Below are 18,960 nucleotides of genomic sequence, written 5' to 3' on the forward strand. Positions count from 1 at the left end.
GTGTGCGATCACGGTTTGTTATTAAAAAATAGCTGGCAATTGCCAATAAGTTTTAATGACTTAGACTTCTATGAAAATTACAAAACTCTTCGCCCACCCCCTCTCAATTAACTTGCAGGTGAAGTCTTCTTCTTTTTTAAATTGAACCAAATACGGCAAAACCTCTTTTAAATCCTCCGTTGATTTCCCTTTACAGAGACAGCGATACCGACTGTTGGGAACTAGAACTTTCAACGTTGGATAAATCCATACATCACAGGCGGCATCCAAGAGAGCATAAACGTTCTGTGATTGTCCAATTGATGACCACAATTGCTCAATAATTTTTTGAACATCAATATTCGGCATTGATAATTTTCCCTATCGAGATGAACCACTAGGCACTGCCACAATTTCCTCCAACCCTTCTATAAAAGGTACTCCTGATAGCGCCGCTAGCCTCAACGTCTCCGCCACTGCTGGTATGTCTAATTCCGCCACTCTATCACCATTCCCTGGACTCGTCGTTCCCTCTACATCTGCCACCCAAGACTTTTGGTACATGGCATTGCGAGTCCCAATCACAAAAACATCAAGACGGTTCTTGCCTCGATACACTGCTGCTGGTGCATAGATACAAGTACCCCCTAAACTTTCCCAACTTCCCCAATTCGATCCATCTCCTGACAGATGATATAAATGGTTATCAGTTCCCTCCCTGTCTGTACCAATCGTGAAAATATTGATGTAGTTTGAAGCAGAAGCAGCAGCAATCCCATGTAAGCAGTGACCTCCTAAATACTGCCAATCTGTAATCAAATCAGACGAATCATCCCACCAGGAATAATAGATAAAGTTCTGAATCCCCACACTGACAACGCCGATGCGACCCTTATCCCCAGAGACGGCAGCAGGTGCATAAATACAGGTCGAGTTCGTCTGCCACTGCGTCTGATATCCCTTCGTCATCAATGGTTTCCAACCACTCCAAGTGGAACCCTCCAAAGACCTGTGGTACAGACAGCTATTTGTACCCACAGTAAACAAGTCAATCCGATTTGCTCCCCAAGATGTTGCAGCAACCCCGTGAATGCAAATCCCGCCTAAATCTTCCCAGTCATTCCACCTCGACGAACCATCCCGCCACTTGCGATAGAGATGTTTATCCAAGCCAATGGCAAAAACGTCGATCTGGTTTTCACCCCGGGACACCGCAGCCGGTGAAAATATGCACAGACCTCCTAGACTGTCCCACTCACTCCACTTTGAGTCACGATACTGCTTGTGGTATAGCTGACTGTCCCAACCAATCGCGAAAACATCCATTTGCTCTTCGCCCCAAGCCGTTACAGCAGGTGACGAAATCAAGGTACCTCCTAGTTTTTGCCAGGAACTCCACTGACCTGCACGCTTCTGGAACAGTTGGACTTTACCGGAAATGCCATCTCTGGTCACTCCGTCCACCGATGGCATTTCCGGTAAAGAGGTTTCATTTCGATCTGTAAGCTGCATCACAATACCTTGATTTGATTACACACTGAGGTGGAAACGAAATGCTGAGTAGCAAGCAATCTAACTCATTAGCCCTTCCTCAAGAGGTATCACCCCTGACTATTGAATGGGTGACTCTGGAGGAGATATTTGCAATTTTTGCGATCGCTCAACTTGAGTCACTCCCTCAATCGCAGCAATATCTGCAAGTTTCTCTTCATCGAACAAACCAGTGATCACTCCGATAGCCTCCATTGACTGGATATTAATCATGCCCATAGAACGCAGCTTCTCGACAATATCGGGAATACGGTTGATGTAGTCGCTGCTGACTGAGATCAATAAATCTACATTCGCCATTTCCAATTCTTCCTACCACTTACACATCCACCAACCAAGCAAGCAACTAACAACACTTGACTACTACCTCAAAGTAAAAATTTCCGACGAATTAGTGAAGAATTATCTTATATTCAAGTCAAAGGAGCTTGAACCAATCCAGCACCGACATCAGCTTGGTTAAGATCGGGCAGATGCTGAGTATTGTTAACCAGTAAATTCCATAGTGCTTTGCCCCTAGCATCCGGGTTAGCCTCAGCAAACAACGCTGCTATCCCAGCCACATGGGGTGTCGCCATGCTCGTACCATTGAGTTCACGATACTTGGTCGGCAGCAGCCAACTTGAGTAGATTCCAACGCCTGGACCCACAATATTAATCTCCCCACCCTCCTTGTTAATGCCTCTATTAGAAAATAAACCCATTTTTCTATAGCTGTTGATAGCACCTACTGCCATAATGGAGGGACAATTGGCTGGATGATTCACGGCGTTAAAAATTCCCTTGTCACGGTGGCTATTGTTCCCAGCAGCAGCAATAATCAGCGTTCCCTGTTTCAGCGCCCGTTCAGCCACTTTCTCAAAGCACTGGGAGTAACCGTCCCCTTGCTTAACGAATGCTCCCAGGGACATTGAAATAATATGACAACCGTTCTCGATAGCCCAATTGATACCTGCCAGTGTCCATCCATCTGTACCTTCTCCCTTAGCGTTCATAACTTTGCCAATATAAATATCCGCATCGTAGGCAATACCATATCGTTCTGAAGCATGAATAGGGTTACGAGAACCACAAGCTGTACCTGTGCAATGAGTACCATGACCATGCCTATCATGTGCATCCTCGTCGCTGACAAAGGACTTCTTGATAATCTCCCGATTGGTAAAATCAGGATGCCGGACATCAAAACCTGTATCGAGAATCGCCACTCGAATCCCACGACCACTGTACTTAGATTCAGTGACTTTGGTTTGTTTTAACCCCCATGTACTTAGCTGCACTTCAATTTCGCTTTGTGCAACTCCTACAGCATCTGAGTAAACACAACGTTCATCTTCTATTGTTAAAATTAGATTACGGTTTTCAGATTGAATTGAGTGAACACGAGTACGCAGATCTGGCTCATTACCTTTGATTACAGCTACTCCCAACTTTTTACTAATATAAGCATGTTCATTGCTATGTGACTCGAGAGAGTAGTTTGTCGCCGTAGACACTTTAAATCCATAATCATTCAGAGCTTTAATCCCCTCTTCAGTTGCACTTTCATCCTCATCAAATAGGACTAGTAAATTACCCGTATTTTTCTGTTTTTGCTCAAAACTATATGATTGATCATCTTCAGATAAATTCATTTGTTCTGAGGGCATCAATAGGTCAGTTGGTTCTACCATTTCATCCCCTGGCATCCCCCAATATATACCCGACTCTTGTTTATATAATGGATTTTCTTTGTTCATTTATTTCTATTTTTTAAGAAGCTAAAATTATCCAATACTTTACCTTGATTCACTCTATTTTTTACTCAATATCTAGGGAAACAGCACGAACATCCTGTAATTCTAATGCCGTTGTATGTACAGTGTACTGTAAATGAAAAATAACTAATGAACCCGCTTTTGTTTTAGCCCTAAATGTAATTATGCAGGTGTGAGGAGTCTCGCTTTTGTGAATTGTAAAAGCCGGAAGCTGTACCTCGGCTCTTTCCTGACCCTGAGGAACAATATTCCCTTGCTCATCATAGTCAGATTGCTTAATATCAGCCGCAAAATTTTGGCTAAAATTATTTAGGCAACTGTTTTCATATCGAAATGTCGTGGTGTCAGCAAAATCTCCTTTGAGGAAAATAATCAAGGAATTCAAACTACCGAGATCACTTTTATTAAATTTCAATTCCGATTGAATAAGCTTACTCTTTTTCTCATCAAAATAATAAATATCACTCTTGTTCGGTTTAGCTACTCCTTTTTTCAGCCTGTAACAAATTACTTGAGTTACCTTAGGCTGATAAATCTCATGATAGACTATCTTCGGGCTAGGTGCATGAGTTTCTACACCATCTGAACTAAGGGCTACAGCCGTCATCTGCCATTTATATCGTTTCTCAGCAACAGCTTGCGCTTCTTGCCCTAAATACTTAGGATCTTTCAGGGGTAAATTAATAGCCCATTTTCCTCCACCATCGTTAGTATTAGGAGTCCATTTCGTTCCACCTACGTTGATCTTATCATCACTATCTATCAAATGATCGTGACCATTTTTTCCGGCTGAAATCTCATAAGTAAATGTATCATCATAAGACTTTAAATTTAGTATAATTTTTTTGATATGTCCTAACCCAGCTTTTTCCGTAACTGAACCAGATACATGAACGTAAAAATCATTTGGATCGCCTGATATATTGTCGTCACTTTCCCAAGGCAAATAAGTCTTATCCGCTAAGTCAATTTTAATTTCAGTTACGGAACGTACATAGGCTATTACAATTTGATCTTCATCATTGAGAAAGTTGTTGCCTAAATAGTCTTGTAAGGATTCATCAAATTCAAAGTGAATATATTTTCCATTGGGCCATCCACTTTTGGGAGGTCCGACTAATAAAGTCTGGTCATCTAGCCACAGGTACTGATAGAAAGTAGTAATTTGATCACTTTTGGATAGAGACCACTTGGAAAATTGTTCTTCTGGGGCTTCAGTCTGGTTGGGATTATCTTTATAGCGGATGGAGAAATTTCCGGGTTTTTCTAAAGTACCTTCTAAGTCTTTTTCGGAAGAATCAGAATCTGATTTTTTGACGACATGATTGAAATAAAAAGTTACCCCCGAATTTGGTTGAATTTTAGTGAGATTTTTCTCTAAATCTATTCGTCTTTTGTCTGTGTCTATTCTCTCGTCAGATGGAGTATAGTCTTGGCTGGGTAAAGTGGAGGGAGTGATAGGCGAATTAGTAGTGTTTTCGTCATCAGATGAGCTAATGGCTGGATTTGTGCCATTATCTGTGCCATTATTAGAATCCTCCATTTCTTCTGGTGGCATTGAATATTTCTGATTTTCCATAAGATAGTAAGACCTAAATGAATAAAAATGCCCAATAATATGTTGCGACGATTTTATAGAAATTCAAAATCATTAACACTAGTAGTGCTTTGTGAGTATATTTTTCGTCCTATTACTAATTGTTGCTCCTCTGTCTGTTTATAAACAGCTAAAGCCTAGATTAATGCAAGTTTCCCTAAATGTCGTTACAGTAAAGTTCTGGACTTCCAGGGAAAAGTCAGTTCAGCTAAAGTCAGGTCAACCCCCCCAAACCCCCTGAACTTACCCGCCCATACCTCCCATTGAAAAAATCTATACTTCAGATAAAAATCAGAAATCCTGTAAAAACAGGCGTTTCCCAAAAAGTTCAGGTCAGTTCAGGTATAATCAGCTCACAAGTGTGGGAATATGGGTGATAAAAAATGAATAGTGATCAAGCCCTAGAAGTCGCCAACGCAACGATTCGTGCCTTAGTCGGCAGAGGACTCAGTGAAGTCGAGACCGCCATCCTCCTGGGTTCACTGCAAAACCAAACTTATGAACAGATAGCCGAATCCTCTGGCTATGCCATCAGCTACCTCAAGCGCGATGTCGGTCCCAAACTCTGGAAACGTCTCGGACAAGCCTGGGGAGAACCTGTCAGTAAAACCAACGTTCAAGCCGTACTCAAGCGGCAAATCGCGACTTCACCCAGCCCCCCCTTCCCCACAACCCCACCCCCGCTACCCCTCAACCCACCCCGCGCCGACTGGGATGACGCCATGGATGTCACCCAATTCTACGGACGCACCACCGAACTTGCCACCCTGCGACAATGGCTAACCCAAGACCGTTGCCGTCTTGTGACAGTATTAGGTATGGGGGGAATCGGCAAAACCGCTTTAGCCATCAAACTGGCACAACAAGTTCAGTTTAAATTTGATTGCATCATCTGGCGCAGTCTGCGAAACGCCCCACCCTTAACCTCCCTACTACAAGAACTGATCCAATTTCTCTCCTGCCAACAAGACACCCAGGGTGAAATCCGACAACTCCTGCCATACTTACGCACCTCGCGCTGCTTAATCATCCTGGATAATCTAGAGACACTATTACAGCCCGGTTCCCCAGGAGAGTATCGTACTGGCTATGAAGGATATGGAGAACTGTTTCGCATCATTGGACAAACCGCCCACACCAGTTGCTTAATCCTCACCAGCCGCGAAAAGCCCCCAGAAATCGCTGCCCTGGAAGGAGTAAAATTACCAGTACGCACCTATCGACTCCCTGGCTTACAATCAGAAGCCCAGGAATTATTAACCGCCAAAGGACTGTTAGGTACAGACACCGACAAGCAACAACTCATCCAACACTATAACGGCAATCCTCTGGCATTGAACATCGTTGCCACCTCGATTCAAGACCTATTTGAGCGCAAAATTGATAACTTTTTACAACAAGATACCCTAATTTTCAACGGCATCCGTCGCCTCCTCAACCAACAATTTGAACGCCTCTCCCCCTTAGAAACAACCATCATGTATTGGTTGGCGATTAACCGGGAATGGACATCAATTACCGAATTAGCCGCCGATATCCTCCCCCCGGTTTCCAAAGCAGAACTCTGGGACGCCCTAGAAACCTTAACTGGACGCTCACTGGTCGAGAAACAAGCTGATACTTACACCCAGCAACCCGTCGTTATGGAGTATATTACAGAACGCTTCATCGATCGCATCAGCCAAGAACTCCTGACCAAAACCCTGTCTCTGTTTCTCACCCACGCCCTCATCAAAACCACGGTTAAAGACGATATCCGAGACAGTCAAATCCGACTCATCCTCCACCCCATCGCCAACCCATTCCAGACCCGCTTCCGGTCAACCTTAGCCCAACACCAGCACATCCAGGACATCCTAGAAGTCCTGCGACGGTCAACCCTGGGCTTATCGGGGTATGGTGGGGGGAACCTACTGAACCTCTGCGTCAATCTGCCCCTAGACTTAACCAACTATGACCTTTCTCATTTAACCCTTCGCCATGCTGACCTGCAAACCACCCCCTTACCGGGCGTCAACTTCAGCTATTGCCATCTGGATAAATCCGTTTTTGCCCAAACCCTCGGCGGTGTTGTCTCAGCCGCGTTCAGTCCCGATGGTCAACAGTTAGCCACAGGCGATAATACTCCAGACGTGCGTCTGTGGCGCGTCAGCGATGGTCAACCCTGGTTAACGCTTCAGGGACATACTAATCTAGTCTGGTCAGTGGCATGGAGTCCCGATGGACGCACCCTCGCCACTAGCAGTAGTGACAAAACCATTAAACTCTGGGATACTCGCACCGGGAAATGTCTAAAAACGCTCCAGGGACACCAGGATTGGGTCTTATCCGTCGCATGGCATCCCGATGGACAAATTCTCGCCTCTAGCAGTAATGACCAAACCGTGAAACTCTGGGATATCCACACCGGTGAATGCCTGAACACGTTGCAGGGACATACTCATATCGTCTGTTCAGTCGCCTGGAGTCCCCAGGGACATCTCGCTTCCGGTAGCGCTGACCAAACCATCAAACTCTGGGATACCCGCAGCGGTACCTGTCAGAACACCCTCCAGGGACACCAGGATTGGATTTGGTCCGTCGCCTGGAATCCCGATGGATATACCCTCGCCTCTAGCAGTTCCGACCAAACCATCAAACTCTGGGATACCCGCAACGGTGAATGTCGGAACACCCTCCAGGGACACCGGGATTGGATTTGGTCAATCGCATGGCATCCCGATGGGTGTCTACTCGCCTCCGGGTCTCATGACCAAACCGTGAAACTGTGGGATACTCACACCGGGAAATGTCTGAAAACGCTCCAGGGACAAAGGAATTGGATTTGGTCCGTCGCCTGGAGTCCCGATAAACAGACCCTCGCCTCCGGTAGCGCTGACCAAACGGTGAAACTCTGGGATACCCGCACGGGTCAATGCTGGAACACCTGGCAAGGATATCTGGATTCAGCCTTATCCGTCGCCTGGAGTCAGGATGGGCAAATCCTTGCCAGTAGCAGTAACGATAAAACCGTGAAACTCTGGGATACGACGACAGGTGAATGTCTGAAAACCCTCCAGGGACACAGTAATTGGGTTTGGTCAGTGGTATGGAGTCCCAATCAACCGATTCTGGCGTCCGGTAGCGCCGACCAAACCATCAAGCTGTGGGACGCGGACAGGGGTGAATGCCTGAAAACCTTGGTGGGGCATTCCAGTGTCGTCTCATCTGTGGCGTGGAGTCCCGATGGACGCATCTTGGCGTCGGGGAGTTATGACCAAACGATAAAACTATGGGATACGGACACCGGTGAATGCCTGAAAACTTTACGGGGGCATAGTAATATCATCTGGTCAGTCGCCTGGAGTCCTGATGGGCGCACCTTGGCATCTTGTAGTTCCGACCAAACGATTAAGGTATGGGATATTCATACGGGTGAATGCCTGAAAACCTTGTCTGGGCATCACCATATCATCTGGTCAGTCACCTGGAATCCCGACGGACGCACCTTGGCATCTGGTAGTTCCGACCAAACGATTAAGGTATGGGATACCCATACGGGTGAATGCCTCAAAACCTTGTCTGGACACACTAATTCCATCTCCTCAGTGGCGTGGAATCCCGATGGACGCCTCCTAGCTACAGGGTCTCATGACCAAACTGTCAAGCTATGGGACACCCACACCGATGAATGTCTGAACACCTTACTGGGACACAGCAATTGGGTTGGGTTCGTCGCCTGGAGTGCCAATAGTCAAACCCTAGCGAGTGGCAGTTCTGATGAAACGATTAAGATTTGGGATGTGAATACAGGAGAGTGTCAGAAAACCCTCAAATCTCAACCCCCTTATCAAGGAATGAATATTACTCAGATTACAGGTTTAACCGATGCCCAGAAAGCCACACTCCAGCGGCTAGGGGCAAGGAAATTATAACTGTGTGTAGTGCGATATAAGGCAGAGGGTAGAAGTTTACAGATTAGGGCTTAAGGGACGAGTAACGTAAAGGACAAACAGGGTAAATAGTCCCACGCCAGCCACATATTTAATCAAATCAGGAACCAGAGGACTCGGCGAGAAAAAGCCTTCAATAATCCCAGCAATAATCAGCATGGGTACAATGCCAAAGACTAACTGGGCGGCTTGAGACCCATACACTTTAATCGCATCCACCCGACGATATTGTCCAGGAAACAGAATTCCTCGACCGATTAACAAGCCTGCACCCCCAGCGAGGAAAATGGCAGGAAGTTCCAGGGAACCATGGGGGAATACAAACGCCCAAAAGGGATATGCTAAATTATTTTGACCGACTAAGGTGGCGACAGCACCAATATGCAATCCGTTGAATGCCATCAAGAAGATCGTATAAGCGCCCGCCGTAATGCCACCTGCAACCGCGCCAAAGGAGACGCGAATATTGTTAATCATAATATTGCTAGAGGCTAAGGGTTCAATACCCACAATCGAACCCATCCATAATTCTCCGCGATCGCGCACCTTCTCGATCAAGTGATCCGGAACCACCAGCGACATAAACACCGGATCAGTCCAAGCCAACCACCACGCCACTAGCGCCGCCCCCAAAAAAATTGCTGTAGCTATGGCAGTGTAACCCCAGGTGCGCTGCACTACCTCTGGAAACCCCCAGCGACAAAACTGCCACACCGCTTGCCATTCCTGACGTCGAGAACCTTGATAAATTTGGTTATAGCCGCGAGAGGTCAACCGTTGTAAATCTTGCACCAGGAGAGTTCCCACCGGGTTGGTTCTCGCCCGGGCTAAATCTGCCGATACCGAACGATATAAACTCGCCAGTTCCCTAATTTCCCCCGCCTGTAATGACTTTAACCCTTTTTTTTCCACTTGCCGCAACAGAGTATCCAACCGCTTCCAATTGGGTTCTCGCCGCGCAATCCAACGTTGAATATTCATGAAATTTCACTGAAGATTCTGCCTAACTTAGCTTAAGATAGCTTTAAATTCAGCATTTCACCGATCAGGAGATGTTTAGCCAATGTCCCAGAATCCCGACCCCCGCCAATCCATGGGACCCTTGAGTGTGGGTAATGTAGTTAGCGCTGGCTTGGTGCTTTACCGTTCTCACTTACAGATGTATCTCGGTATTGCTCTTATCGCAACATTATGGTTAGCACCAGCCAACATAATCTTGTTTTTGCTGTCTTCAGCTTGGTCGGGAATAGCTTCTCCACTTCTACCATCTTGGTTACTCTTTTTAATTTGGATACCCTTGATAATTTGGGGATTGTCTAAATATTTGGTGAATTCGGCGTTAATATCGCGTTTAGCATTTGGGGAATTAATCAGTCAACCTGAACGGATGAGTGACGCTCGCCGTCAGCTTAATGACCGCAATTGGTCATTTTTTAGAGTGGCATTTCAAGTCGGACTGTTATTAGTTTTAGTCTATATTGCCCTAGCTATTGTCGCCGTTTTAATGATGGTTATTTTCCGCATCATCATCGATTTAGTCTTGGGCGGACTCTTCGCTAATCCATTCACAGGTTCTGTCGTAGCAACAATTCTTGGTGGAGTCATTGCCGTGGTTATTCTTTTAGGTGGATTAACCTGGTTTTTTGCTCGGTGGCTGATTGCTGAAGTTCCTTTAGCGGTTGAAGAGGAAGTTAATGGAAAACAAAGTATTGATAGAAGTTGGGAGTTAAGTAAAAACTCAGCTTTCCGAATTCAAGGAGTCGTTTTAATTACATTCTTAGTTACCTTACCGATTCTGATACTGACGGGCTATGCACCGCAGATTTTTCTCCTACAACTTGAACCTGGATCAAGTCTGTACTGGATGGTTTATTTAGTTTCGTTTATTGCTAGTTTAGTGGGGGGAATTTTAGTCTTACCCTTCTGGCAAGCCATTAAAGCTGTGGTTTACTATGACCTCCGCAGTCGTCGGGAAGGATTGGGAATGCAGCTACGTTAAACTGAATAGCACACTCAATCAGCATTAATAAATCAATCGCCGAAACTTATGATATACGGTAGTGGCGTGGCACATCTTATTTGGTGGATTAGAATTACATCCATAAACTGTAGGGGCGCAGGTTGTGCGCCTAAAATCGACCAATATAATCCACTATTTTAGCTGTGTCAGTCCGCCATCGTGGGTTTCGACTTCGCTCAACCCACCAGCATACCAGTCAGTGGCATTCACGTTAAACTGATAAATTCTATTGACCATGCGCTTTTTTAACCGAATTACGCTGCAAACGCCAGAAAGCGTTGAACTAGAGTTCACCCTCGCCGGAATCGGCAATCGAGCCTATGCCCTGTTAATTGACTATATTGTCTGGGGCTTAATTCTAATTATTTTCCTAATTGCGTGGGTATTTTTATCGATTCAATTTATTGATGTTATTGAAGATTTAATCGGCAGTGATACTCAGTTAGAGCTTTGGTTGGTTTCAATCCAACTCTTAATTTCATTTTTTATCTATGTCGGTTACTTTGTTTTCTTTGAAACCTTATGGCAAGGGCAAACGCCAGGAAAGCGCTATGTAAAAATTCGCGTCATTCGCGATGATGGCAGACCTGCGAGACTCCAGCAAGCGACGTTACGGGCTTTACTACGACCCGTTGATGATTTATTTTTTATGGGAGTATTTTTTATCGCTTTAGGCAAACGCGAAAAGCGAATTGGAGATTGGGTTGCTGGAACCGTAGTGATTCAGGAAGAACAACCCCTTACCGCCGCCAACGTTTCGGTATCGGAATCAGCCACAACTCTGGCAAATCAACTCCAGACTCAAGCTGATTTATCTCGCTTGTTACCCGATGATTTTGCTGTCATTCGAGAGTATTTGCAACGACGTGACGGGATGACAGCAGAAGCCCGCACCCAGTTAAGCCGACAATTGGCAACTCAGGTCAAAGATATCATTTCACTGGAAAATGTACCTCAAAAGGTGACGGCAAATGTCTTTCTTGAGGCGGTGTATCTGGCATATCAGCAGCAATCTTCTAGCCGTTACTCTGGATAAACTGAAAATCAGTGATCCAGATCATTGCCAGCAAAGGGCTGAACTCAAACCAATCGCTACCGCGATCGCTCAAACTGGGAATACTCGATCGGGTACTCGTGATAGACCTGGTGATAGAGTAAGCCTTTCAATGATCACCCGATTGCGATTATCCTAAAAAAGGAAGGGTGCAGGACTCTATCGAATCCAATGTCAGCAAGGAAGCGCTGATCGGTTGGTTCACAAAGCGCTTTGACCGATACTGGGTGCTAGGATGCCATAGAGTGAATAAAGGCGCGAACAGCGAACATGGAGGGAATTCGTGATGCATTCAACACCGATTGATTGTTAGCTTGCCGAATTAGCAGCGACAATAAAGTTAGATTAATGTGCAAATTGCAGTCTCGTTGGATCAGATGGCTTACGCTGACAACCTAGATAAAACTCTCATGACCGATCTTATACTTAGTGGGCGCTACCGCGTTATTCGTCAGCTTGGGGCAGGTGGGTTTGGAACCACCTTTCTCTCAGAAGATCAACAATTACCAGGTCATCCTTGGTGTGTTGTCAAGCAACTGAAGCCAAAAACCACTGATCCGGCGATGTTGCAGACAGCAAGACGTTTATTTAATACCGAAGCCGAGGTTCTGTACAAATTAGGAAACCATGAGCAAATTCCACGACTGTTTGCTCACTTTGAAGAAAATCAAGAATTTTATTTAGTCCAAGAGTTTATCGAAGGTGATAGTCTATCTAAACTTTTACCCCAGGGTAAGCCATTAAAAGAAGCAATTGTTATTCGGCTATTACAAGAGATTTTAATGATTCTGGAATTTGTTCACCAGCATCAAGTGATTCACCGGGATCTCAAACCCGCCAATATCATCAAACGCAAATCCGATAATAAAATTGTTTTAATTGATTTTGGCGCGGTTAAACAAATCAGTACTCAACCTGTGGAAACTCATGAACCAACGGCGCTGACGATTGCCATTGGTTCAGCCGGCTATATGCCCAATGAACAATTAGCCGGAAAACCTCGCTTTAGCAGTGATATCTATGCGGTGGGGATGATTGGTCTCCAAGCCTTGACCGGATCACACCCCAAACAATTGCCCCAAGACCCTGAAACCAGTGAATTTAGCTGGCGCAATCAACTCAATATTAGCCCAGGACTTGGTTATGTCATTGATAAAATGGTGCGCTATGACTTCCGTCAGCGTTACCCTTCCGTCACAGCTGTTCTGGCTGATCTGAATAATTTAAGTCATTACAATTCGGGTATCATTACATTCCCTGCTGGGAAAGGGAACCTTGGGCAAAGGGGGAAAACCCCAGCGTCAAAATTGACCGATATGCCCACTCGGATGTTAAAGAAAACTAGCGGAGCAACGGGTCAGTCGGGCATGAGAAATTCTGCCCAATCGTTGACCGGAACCGGAGAAAATTCGGCAGCGACATCGCGCAAACATCCTCGAAATTCAGCCGTCAACAATCCCACATCAGAGACAAATCTTGATAACCAAGATGCTACGGCGCAATGGGATTATGCTCCAGACGCACCAACGCAGATTATCAAGGATGAATCGGAGGCGAGTCCCCGGAGAGCGGTTGCGTCCAAGTCCAATCCTTCTAAATCCTTCTCCCCAGCCAAAAAACCGATTCAGTCGAATTGGTTTAATCTGCTGAACGGGAAAAAAGCCAAATGGATAGCAGCCGTTGGCTTGCTGATTGTGGGAGTAGCGGTGACTCCTTTCTATGTGTATTGGCAACAGCGTCCGTTTTCTAATCAGGTTTCTTCTCCATCCACAGACACCGCCAACGATAGCGAGTCAACTGTCTCAGAGAATCAAAACACTGCAAAATCTACCCTATCTCCCAATGAACCTCAACCGATTTTACCCACCCACACTATCCTGACTCCCTCACCATTACCCCCGATTGATTTAGCGGGAGAATTAGAGGCAAAATCGTTTATTAATTCGGTGAATAAAAGCCAACAAATTTTCTATTTACAACATGAAAAATTTGCCTCTAGCTTCGAGGAGTTGGCAATTCCCTTGCAATCACAACCTGAATCTTACCAGTATCAGATCGTCTCCGCGAATCAACAGGAGGCGCTGGTTACGGCGCAAGCAAAAAAACCGGATTTAAGGAGTTATACCGGAGCAGTGTTTGTCACTGGAGAATCAACGAGTGATCAAATTTGTCAAACGAATCAACCGTCAAAAACGCCTCCGAGTCAACCTGAAGTGGTGGAGAATACGATTCAATGTCCGGCGGGTTCTTCGCCACCATCTGAAGCAAGTAATCAGTCATAACAGGAATGTCGTTGAAGCTGGCTTTGTAGTAGGCACGAAGCGTGCCAGAAGCACTAAAGTGCTTACTACAAACTAAAAATTAAATCGAGAGAAAACAATGAGTACACCGCCAGTCATAACCAAGGCTAAAGCAGCGGGAACGAGGGGTATCCAACCCCCTTGCAGGAAAAGAACCCAGCCGCTTCCGTATAAAATAGCGATCGCGACTCCGCCTCGAACCAGAAACCCTCGCGGTGAACGAGAATTGTGGGTGAGGAGTCCGCCGATTAAAGACCAGCCGCAAATCCAGAGGATCTCAATGGGTTCTGACCACCACCAGATCAGCGATCGCTGATCTAAAACAGCACTGAGAATTTGACTGACCATCTGGGCTTGAATTTCTATCCCGGTCATGGTTTGAACGGTTCCTTGTCCTTTACTGTAGGGAGTGAACCAACGATGATCGTTAAAACTGGGAGCCGTGGTACCAATTAGAACAATACGATTTTTTACCTGTTCAGGATTGAGTTGACCATTGAGAACGTCTGTGAGCGTAATTTTCTCAGCAATCTGATTCGTGGCGCGGTAATTGAGTAAGATTTGGTGACCACTGGAATTGATAGTCGAGTAGCCTCCAGGGTTTGTATCTAAGGTTTTAAATACGGTTGAGCCAAGCTGAAGATACCCGTCAGAATTCAGGTGTGGCTCAATTCCTTGGGCGACTAGGTAATGACCAGCAACCTGTATACTAAAAGCATATTGATTTTGACAGGGTGAGGCGTCAGAAACCGCGAGAAGATGACGACGCAGAATATCATCGGTATCGAGGACAACATTATTAAACCCTTGTCGTTCCCCTGACACTTCCGGTGGCGGTACAACGCCAGGATTACCGTAATGGCAAATAGTAAACAAGCGATCGCTCTTTTTCATGGCTTGGGCTAACTCTGGATAGTTGTCCTCTACTGGGCGATCGCGATAAATGTCTAAGCCAATGGTTTGGGGTTGATACGACTCTAATTTGGCAAGGAGTTGAGCCAAGGCGCGATCTGAGAGAGACGCACCCACTCGTTCTTCAGGGGGTTGAGCCTGAACGTCTTTTTCGGTAATCTCCACAATTAAAAGTCGTTCATCGGGTTTTTCCTGGGGTTGTAACCGCATCAGGTGATCAAAGACTTGAAGTTCCCAAGACTCCAACCCACCGCGCGATCGCACTCCTACAACCAAACCTGTTGCGATCGCGGCTGTGATCAAGAGGATGAGTATTTTCCACCACCAGGGTTGCAGGTATGGATCAAGGGTAATAATATAAACGGGGATAGGTCGGGGAATATTCTTTAACAGGCGTTCTCCGGCTTTCGTAATCTGAAGCTGTTGCTGATCCTTCACTCCATTCAGATGATCCTGAACGGCTTCATAGACGGTTTGGGAAATACAAATCCCGCCTGCTGGTGCTTCGGTTTGCAGCCGCGCCGCCACATTCACCACATTACCCATCACATCATCCTGATAGGTGTTGATAAAATTACGGGAGGGTGAAACACCGAAATCATTTTGCAAGAAAAATACTTCCCCCAGGTGGATACCAATGCGATGGCGGAGAATGTCACGCTTGGGTAAATTCGCCGCAGCGGTTTTGATGGCTTGTTGGATCGCGATCGCGCAATCAACAGCGTTTTCTGCACTATCAAAGCGCATCAACCACCCATCTCCCAACCCTTTGAGTATCTCGCCGGAAAACTGCTCACAGCATTTACGGATAAGCTGAAAATCCCTTTGGAGAAGTGCCAAGGTATGCTTCTCATCGGCTGCCATTTTTGTCGAGAATGATTCCACATCGGTAAAAACGATGGCAAGAATCCGTTCTTTGGGACAATGCTTTTCAATCCAATCAAGATTAAAAACGGCTTGATAAATCGGATTATAAACCACTAAGTTGCCTTGGTGTTTATTCACTAATCCCGATAACCGCAATTCGATATGTTCAGGACTATTTTTCGCCTCAACACTTCCCTGTTCTAAAATAATTCGATAAATCTGGAGTGATTGTTGACAACAGTGAGGTTGCCCCAGCAGGCGATCGCGAATCGTTCTCAGATGTTCCGGTTCATCTTGGGCTTCCCAATTTTCAATGATCTGCGTTTGCACAAACTGTTCCACCCATCGCGGGGCTTCATTTTCAGGAATTGTGCAGAGTCCATTCTGTTCCTGATTACAACGATTCACCAGAAGCCAACAGAATTTCTGGGTGAGAAACGGTTGACCTCCTGTCCAATATAATACCTCGCTTAATACAGCTTGGGGACAGCTAACTCGTCCGACTAACCCTTGAATTAAAGCCGCGCTTTCGTGAACTTGAAACCCCTTCAATTCAATTGCTCGACCAATATTAAAAGGTGTCGCATGTTTGTCTTGAATTAAATCCGATGGCGTGGCGACTCCCAATAAGGCAAAGGTAAGACGTTTGTAGTCAGGTTTAGCTGCCCGTTTATCATAACAGTTACGAATCAAGGCAAAAAAATCATCAGCCGGAAAGCTCAATCCCAAAACACTATCAATTTCATCGATAAAAATAACGATGTTTTGGGGAATCTGTGCCAGCAATACTGTTTCCAGGAATTTGCCCAAACGCTGCACCGGGGAGAGATCCTCATACTCCCGTAACCAGTTACGTCGATTCACTTGTAAATCGAACCCACTAATTAATTCTTGGATAATCCCACCGTACCATTGCTGGGCGCTAATCTGTTGACTACCAATACCATTCAATTCAATTTCGGCACAGGCAATTCCTTGAGCTTTCAGTTTGCACATGGTACGGATTCGCAGGGATGATTTTCCCATTTGCCGAGAATTGAGGACATAGCAATAGTCTCCGGCTAATAAACCGTTATAGAGTTCAGAATCTGCTTTTCTGACTACATAAGTTGGTGCATCAGCGGATAAGCTTCCACCCAGATGATACCGATCAGCCCTGTTGAGTTCATCCGCTCCCATTAGGCATTCGCTCCTTAATGATTGCAGAAATATTGACGATATAAATCACAGCGGGGTTCGACCTTATTTCCCGACCGTTTGACTAAACCTATACTATGAAGTTGATAGGCTTGCATGGGTTCAAGTTGTACAGGCGTTTTAGTCGTAACAACGGTTTTAAACGCCTCTGCTAGTTGAGGATGAGACTGTAAATACAACCAATTTTCTCGCAAATGACTAGCATAAATTCCTGCGTCTGTTGGCGCAGTGGCTAAGAGTTGTTCAAGGGTCATGTTGGGGTCATTTTTTAGGTGAGTAAAGGCGCGTTCGACTAAATAAGGGTGTCCTCCGATCATGTTGATTAAGGGTTGAAGGTAACTCAAATCGGGCTTTAGTCCATAGTTTTGGGCAAACTCTTGTATCTGCTCTAAGGTAAAGTCAGCAAGTTCAATGGGTAAGCCAACATTAAATGGTGATTGATTAATATTGAGGCGAATGTAAACATCAGTGGAATGGACGATAATTAAACGCAATAGTTGCCACCGTTTGCGACTCCTAGCTTTTTCATACCAGGAACGCAGGAGTCCAAAAAAGTCTTCATAAATTTCGGGATAGGCGAAGAGTAAATGTACATCATCTAAGCACAAGGCGATGGGATTATTCCCTGAAGCTAAGAGATAGTCTTCAAAGTAGGTAGTACAACTGACTTTAGACCCCATATCCTCTTCATCCCAATACTCATCTAAGGCATTGGGTAAACCGAGTTCACGCGAGAGATTGATACAAAACCAGCGTAAGAATTTATCCAGATGAGTAAAATGAATCTTACTATCAGCTAGCTTAAAGCTTAAACTAGCGGTGCGGTAGCCTTGAGTTGCTAATTCAGCTAATACCCGATTTACGAGTAAGGTTTTACCCATTAAACTGGGTGCTTTAATCCGCACTAATGCACCAGGTTGTAAGAGGGTTTGAGAACAGGTGGTTTCCAGGGGAGAGCGTTCTACATAGTAGTCAGGGGCGAAGGATTGGAACTGTTTTGGGCGAGAAAGATAAGGGTTTTGGGATTGAGAACTTGAATTCAAGGAAGCATCGAAAAACTGGTGTTGTTTCCAATGTTGTTCCAATACTTGTTTGAAGTTATTTTTTTTCACTTTCTCTCCTAAAGATTTGGTTAAGAGTCTCCACAGCTTCGGGGCAACATCTTGACTAATATAGCTGGTGGAATATTGATGTTTAGCAGCAATTTCATCATAGTCCTGACGTTGCCATGCTCCTTTGAGGACAATGACTTCTACATCAGTTAAGCTGCGGTGAGCGCTGCGGGATATGGCTTGGTTCGCCATTTGAATGGCGTCATCGATATCAAATGTCATTGGTATGGATGCTCAGACTAACCTATTTATCTTATCTTAGTAAATACGAATACACCCTGAGATGAAGTGAGATTTTGCGAAAATTACACAAGCCAATAAACCTGAATTTTCCTGAATTATTCCGATGGAGTTGAACTGCGATTTTGTCGGGTAATACTGGCTGTGTAATCGTTAAATCATCACTATCCAATAGCTCGGTTTTGCCGCCTGTAGAAAGGTGACACCACGTCTCTACATTTTCGACATTCTGGCTGAGAATGCCGTTGGCAAGACTCTGGCAGCCCGAATAGAGTCATAGAGAGTTTCTATTTTAACCATAGCAAACTGACTAGGGTTTTTACATATTGATACAATTATCAGGAAAGCACTAGCAGGATTTAAAAGGTAATATTTGATACAATTAGGGTTCAGCTAGTTTGGGGGAATGGCTCAAGCTTTTTAGTATCAAGGAGTTTCAGGA

Annotated in this window: 12 protein-coding genes; 4 read left to right on the plus strand and 8 right to left on the minus strand. The window is 45.2% G+C overall.

Translation table 11 applies throughout. The features are described from left to right. Nucleotides 1-60: 60 nt before the first annotated feature. From MC7420_RS09830 to MC7420_RS09850, 5 genes are all read right to left on the minus strand, one after another. Entirely contained in the window at nucleotides 61-348 is a 288-nt protein-coding gene (locus tag MC7420_RS09830; protein WP_006100329.1) for a DUF4123 domain-containing protein, read from the minus strand. 12 nt (nucleotides 349-360) lie between these two features. Beyond that, nucleotides 361-1,491, minus strand: coding sequence for a hypothetical protein (locus tag MC7420_RS09835; protein ID WP_006100080.1), 1,131 nt, complete (start codon nucleotides 1,489-1,491; stop codon nucleotides 361-363). A gap of 99 nt (nucleotides 1,492-1,590) precedes the next feature. Further along, complete coding sequence (locus tag MC7420_RS09840) at nucleotides 1,591-1,830, minus strand: hypothetical protein (protein ID WP_006100276.1); 240 nt, start codon at nucleotides 1,828-1,830, stop codon at nucleotides 1,591-1,593. 113 nt (nucleotides 1,831-1,943) lie between these two features. After that, nucleotides 1,944-3,269, minus strand: a complete 1,326-nt coding sequence (locus tag MC7420_RS09845; protein ID WP_006100070.1) for a S8 family peptidase — start codon at nucleotides 3,267-3,269, stop codon at nucleotides 1,944-1,946. A gap of 61 nt (nucleotides 3,270-3,330) precedes the next feature. Beyond that, a complete protein-coding gene (locus MC7420_RS09850) occupies nucleotides 3,331-4,845 on the minus strand; it encodes a hypothetical protein (protein WP_006100363.1) in 1,515 nt (504 codons plus the stop codon). Nucleotides 4,846-5,267: 422 nt separating this feature from the next. Between MC7420_RS09850 and MC7420_RS09855 the strand changes: the two genes are divergently transcribed. After that, nucleotides 5,268-8,798: a WD40 domain-containing protein gene (locus MC7420_RS09855; RefSeq protein WP_006100352.1), complete on the plus strand. Its 3,531-nt coding sequence runs from the start codon at nucleotides 5,268-5,270 to the stop codon at nucleotides 8,796-8,798. Between the two features lie 36 nt (nucleotides 8,799-8,834). Here the strand turns inward: MC7420_RS09855 and MC7420_RS09860 are convergent, their stop codons facing one another. After that, nucleotides 8,835-9,797, minus strand: a complete 963-nt coding sequence (locus MC7420_RS09860; protein WP_006100072.1) for a stage II sporulation protein M — start codon at nucleotides 9,795-9,797, stop codon at nucleotides 8,835-8,837. 82 nt (nucleotides 9,798-9,879) lie between these two features. On the opposite strand from MC7420_RS09860, the gene MC7420_RS09865 reads away from it, so the two are divergent. The 3 genes from MC7420_RS09865 to MC7420_RS41260 all read left to right on the plus strand — a co-directional run bounded on the left by MC7420_RS09865 (nucleotide 9,880) and on the right by MC7420_RS41260 (nucleotide 14,172). Further along, nucleotides 9,880-10,815, plus strand: coding sequence for a hypothetical protein (locus MC7420_RS09865; protein ID WP_006100163.1), 936 nt, complete (start codon nucleotides 9,880-9,882; stop codon nucleotides 10,813-10,815). Between the two features lie 256 nt (nucleotides 10,816-11,071). Further along, entirely contained in the window at nucleotides 11,072-11,872 is an 801-nt protein-coding gene (locus tag MC7420_RS09870) for an RDD family protein (RefSeq protein ID WP_006100262.1), read from the plus strand. Nucleotides 11,873-12,300: 428 nt separating this feature from the next. Then, on the plus strand, nucleotides 12,301-14,172 hold the full coding sequence (locus MC7420_RS41260) for a protein kinase domain-containing protein (protein WP_198016417.1): 1,872 nt from the start codon (nucleotides 12,301-12,303) through the stop codon (nucleotides 14,170-14,172). Nucleotides 14,173-14,244: 72 nt separating this feature from the next. Here the strand turns inward: MC7420_RS41260 and MC7420_RS42375 are convergent, their stop codons facing one another. Then, nucleotides 14,245-17,148 (minus strand): CHASE2 domain-containing protein, encoded by a 2,904-nt coding sequence (locus tag MC7420_RS42375; protein ID WP_006100197.1) that lies wholly within the window; start codon nucleotides 17,146-17,148, stop codon nucleotides 14,245-14,247. Between the two features lie 14 nt (nucleotides 17,149-17,162). Continuing rightward, nucleotides 17,163-18,500 (minus strand): AAA-like domain-containing protein, encoded by a 1,338-nt coding sequence (locus MC7420_RS09885; protein WP_006100184.1) that lies wholly within the window; start codon nucleotides 18,498-18,500, stop codon nucleotides 17,163-17,165. Between the last annotated feature and the right edge of the window lie 460 nt (nucleotides 18,501-18,960).

The organism is Coleofasciculus chthonoplastes PCC 7420 (assembly GCF_000155555.1).
GTDB lineage: Bacteria > Cyanobacteriota > Cyanobacteriia > Cyanobacteriales > Coleofasciculaceae > Coleofasciculus > Coleofasciculus chthonoplastes_A.

Coding starts and splice junctions, on each gene's coding strand:
- MC7420_RS09830 (WP_006100329.1), bottom strand. CDS start 348: ATGCCGAATATTGATGTTCAAAAAATTATTGAGCAATTGTGGTCATCA.
- MC7420_RS09835 (WP_006100080.1), bottom strand. CDS start 1,491: ATGCAGCTTACAGATCGAAATGAAACCTCTTTACCGGAAATGCCATCG.
- MC7420_RS09840 (WP_006100276.1), bottom strand. CDS start 1,830: ATGGCGAATGTAGATTTATTGATCTCAGTCAGCAGCGACTACATCAAC.
- MC7420_RS09845 (WP_006100070.1), bottom strand. CDS start 3,269: ATGAACAAAGAAAATCCATTATATAAACAAGAGTCGGGTATATATTGG.
- MC7420_RS09850 (WP_006100363.1), bottom strand. CDS start 4,845: ATGCCACCAGAAGAAATGGAGGATTCTAATAATGGCACAGATAATGGC.
- MC7420_RS09855 (WP_006100352.1), top strand. CDS start 5,268: ATGAATAGTGATCAAGCCCTAGAAGTCGCCAACGCAACGATTCGTGCC.
- MC7420_RS09860 (WP_006100072.1), bottom strand. CDS start 9,797: ATGAATATTCAACGTTGGATTGCGCGGCGAGAACCCAATTGGAAGCGG.
- MC7420_RS09865 (WP_006100163.1), top strand. CDS start 9,880: ATGTCCCAGAATCCCGACCCCCGCCAATCCATGGGACCCTTGAGTGTG.
- MC7420_RS09870 (WP_006100262.1), top strand. CDS start 11,072: ATGCGCTTTTTTAACCGAATTACGCTGCAAACGCCAGAAAGCGTTGAA.
- MC7420_RS41260 (WP_198016417.1), top strand. CDS start 12,301: ATGACCGATCTTATACTTAGTGGGCGCTACCGCGTTATTCGTCAGCTT.
- MC7420_RS42375 (WP_006100197.1), bottom strand. CDS start 17,148: ATGGGAGCGGATGAACTCAACAGGGCTGATCGGTATCATCTGGGTGGA.
- MC7420_RS09885 (WP_006100184.1), bottom strand. CDS start 18,500: ATGACATTTGATATCGATGACGCCATTCAAATGGCGAACCAAGCCATA.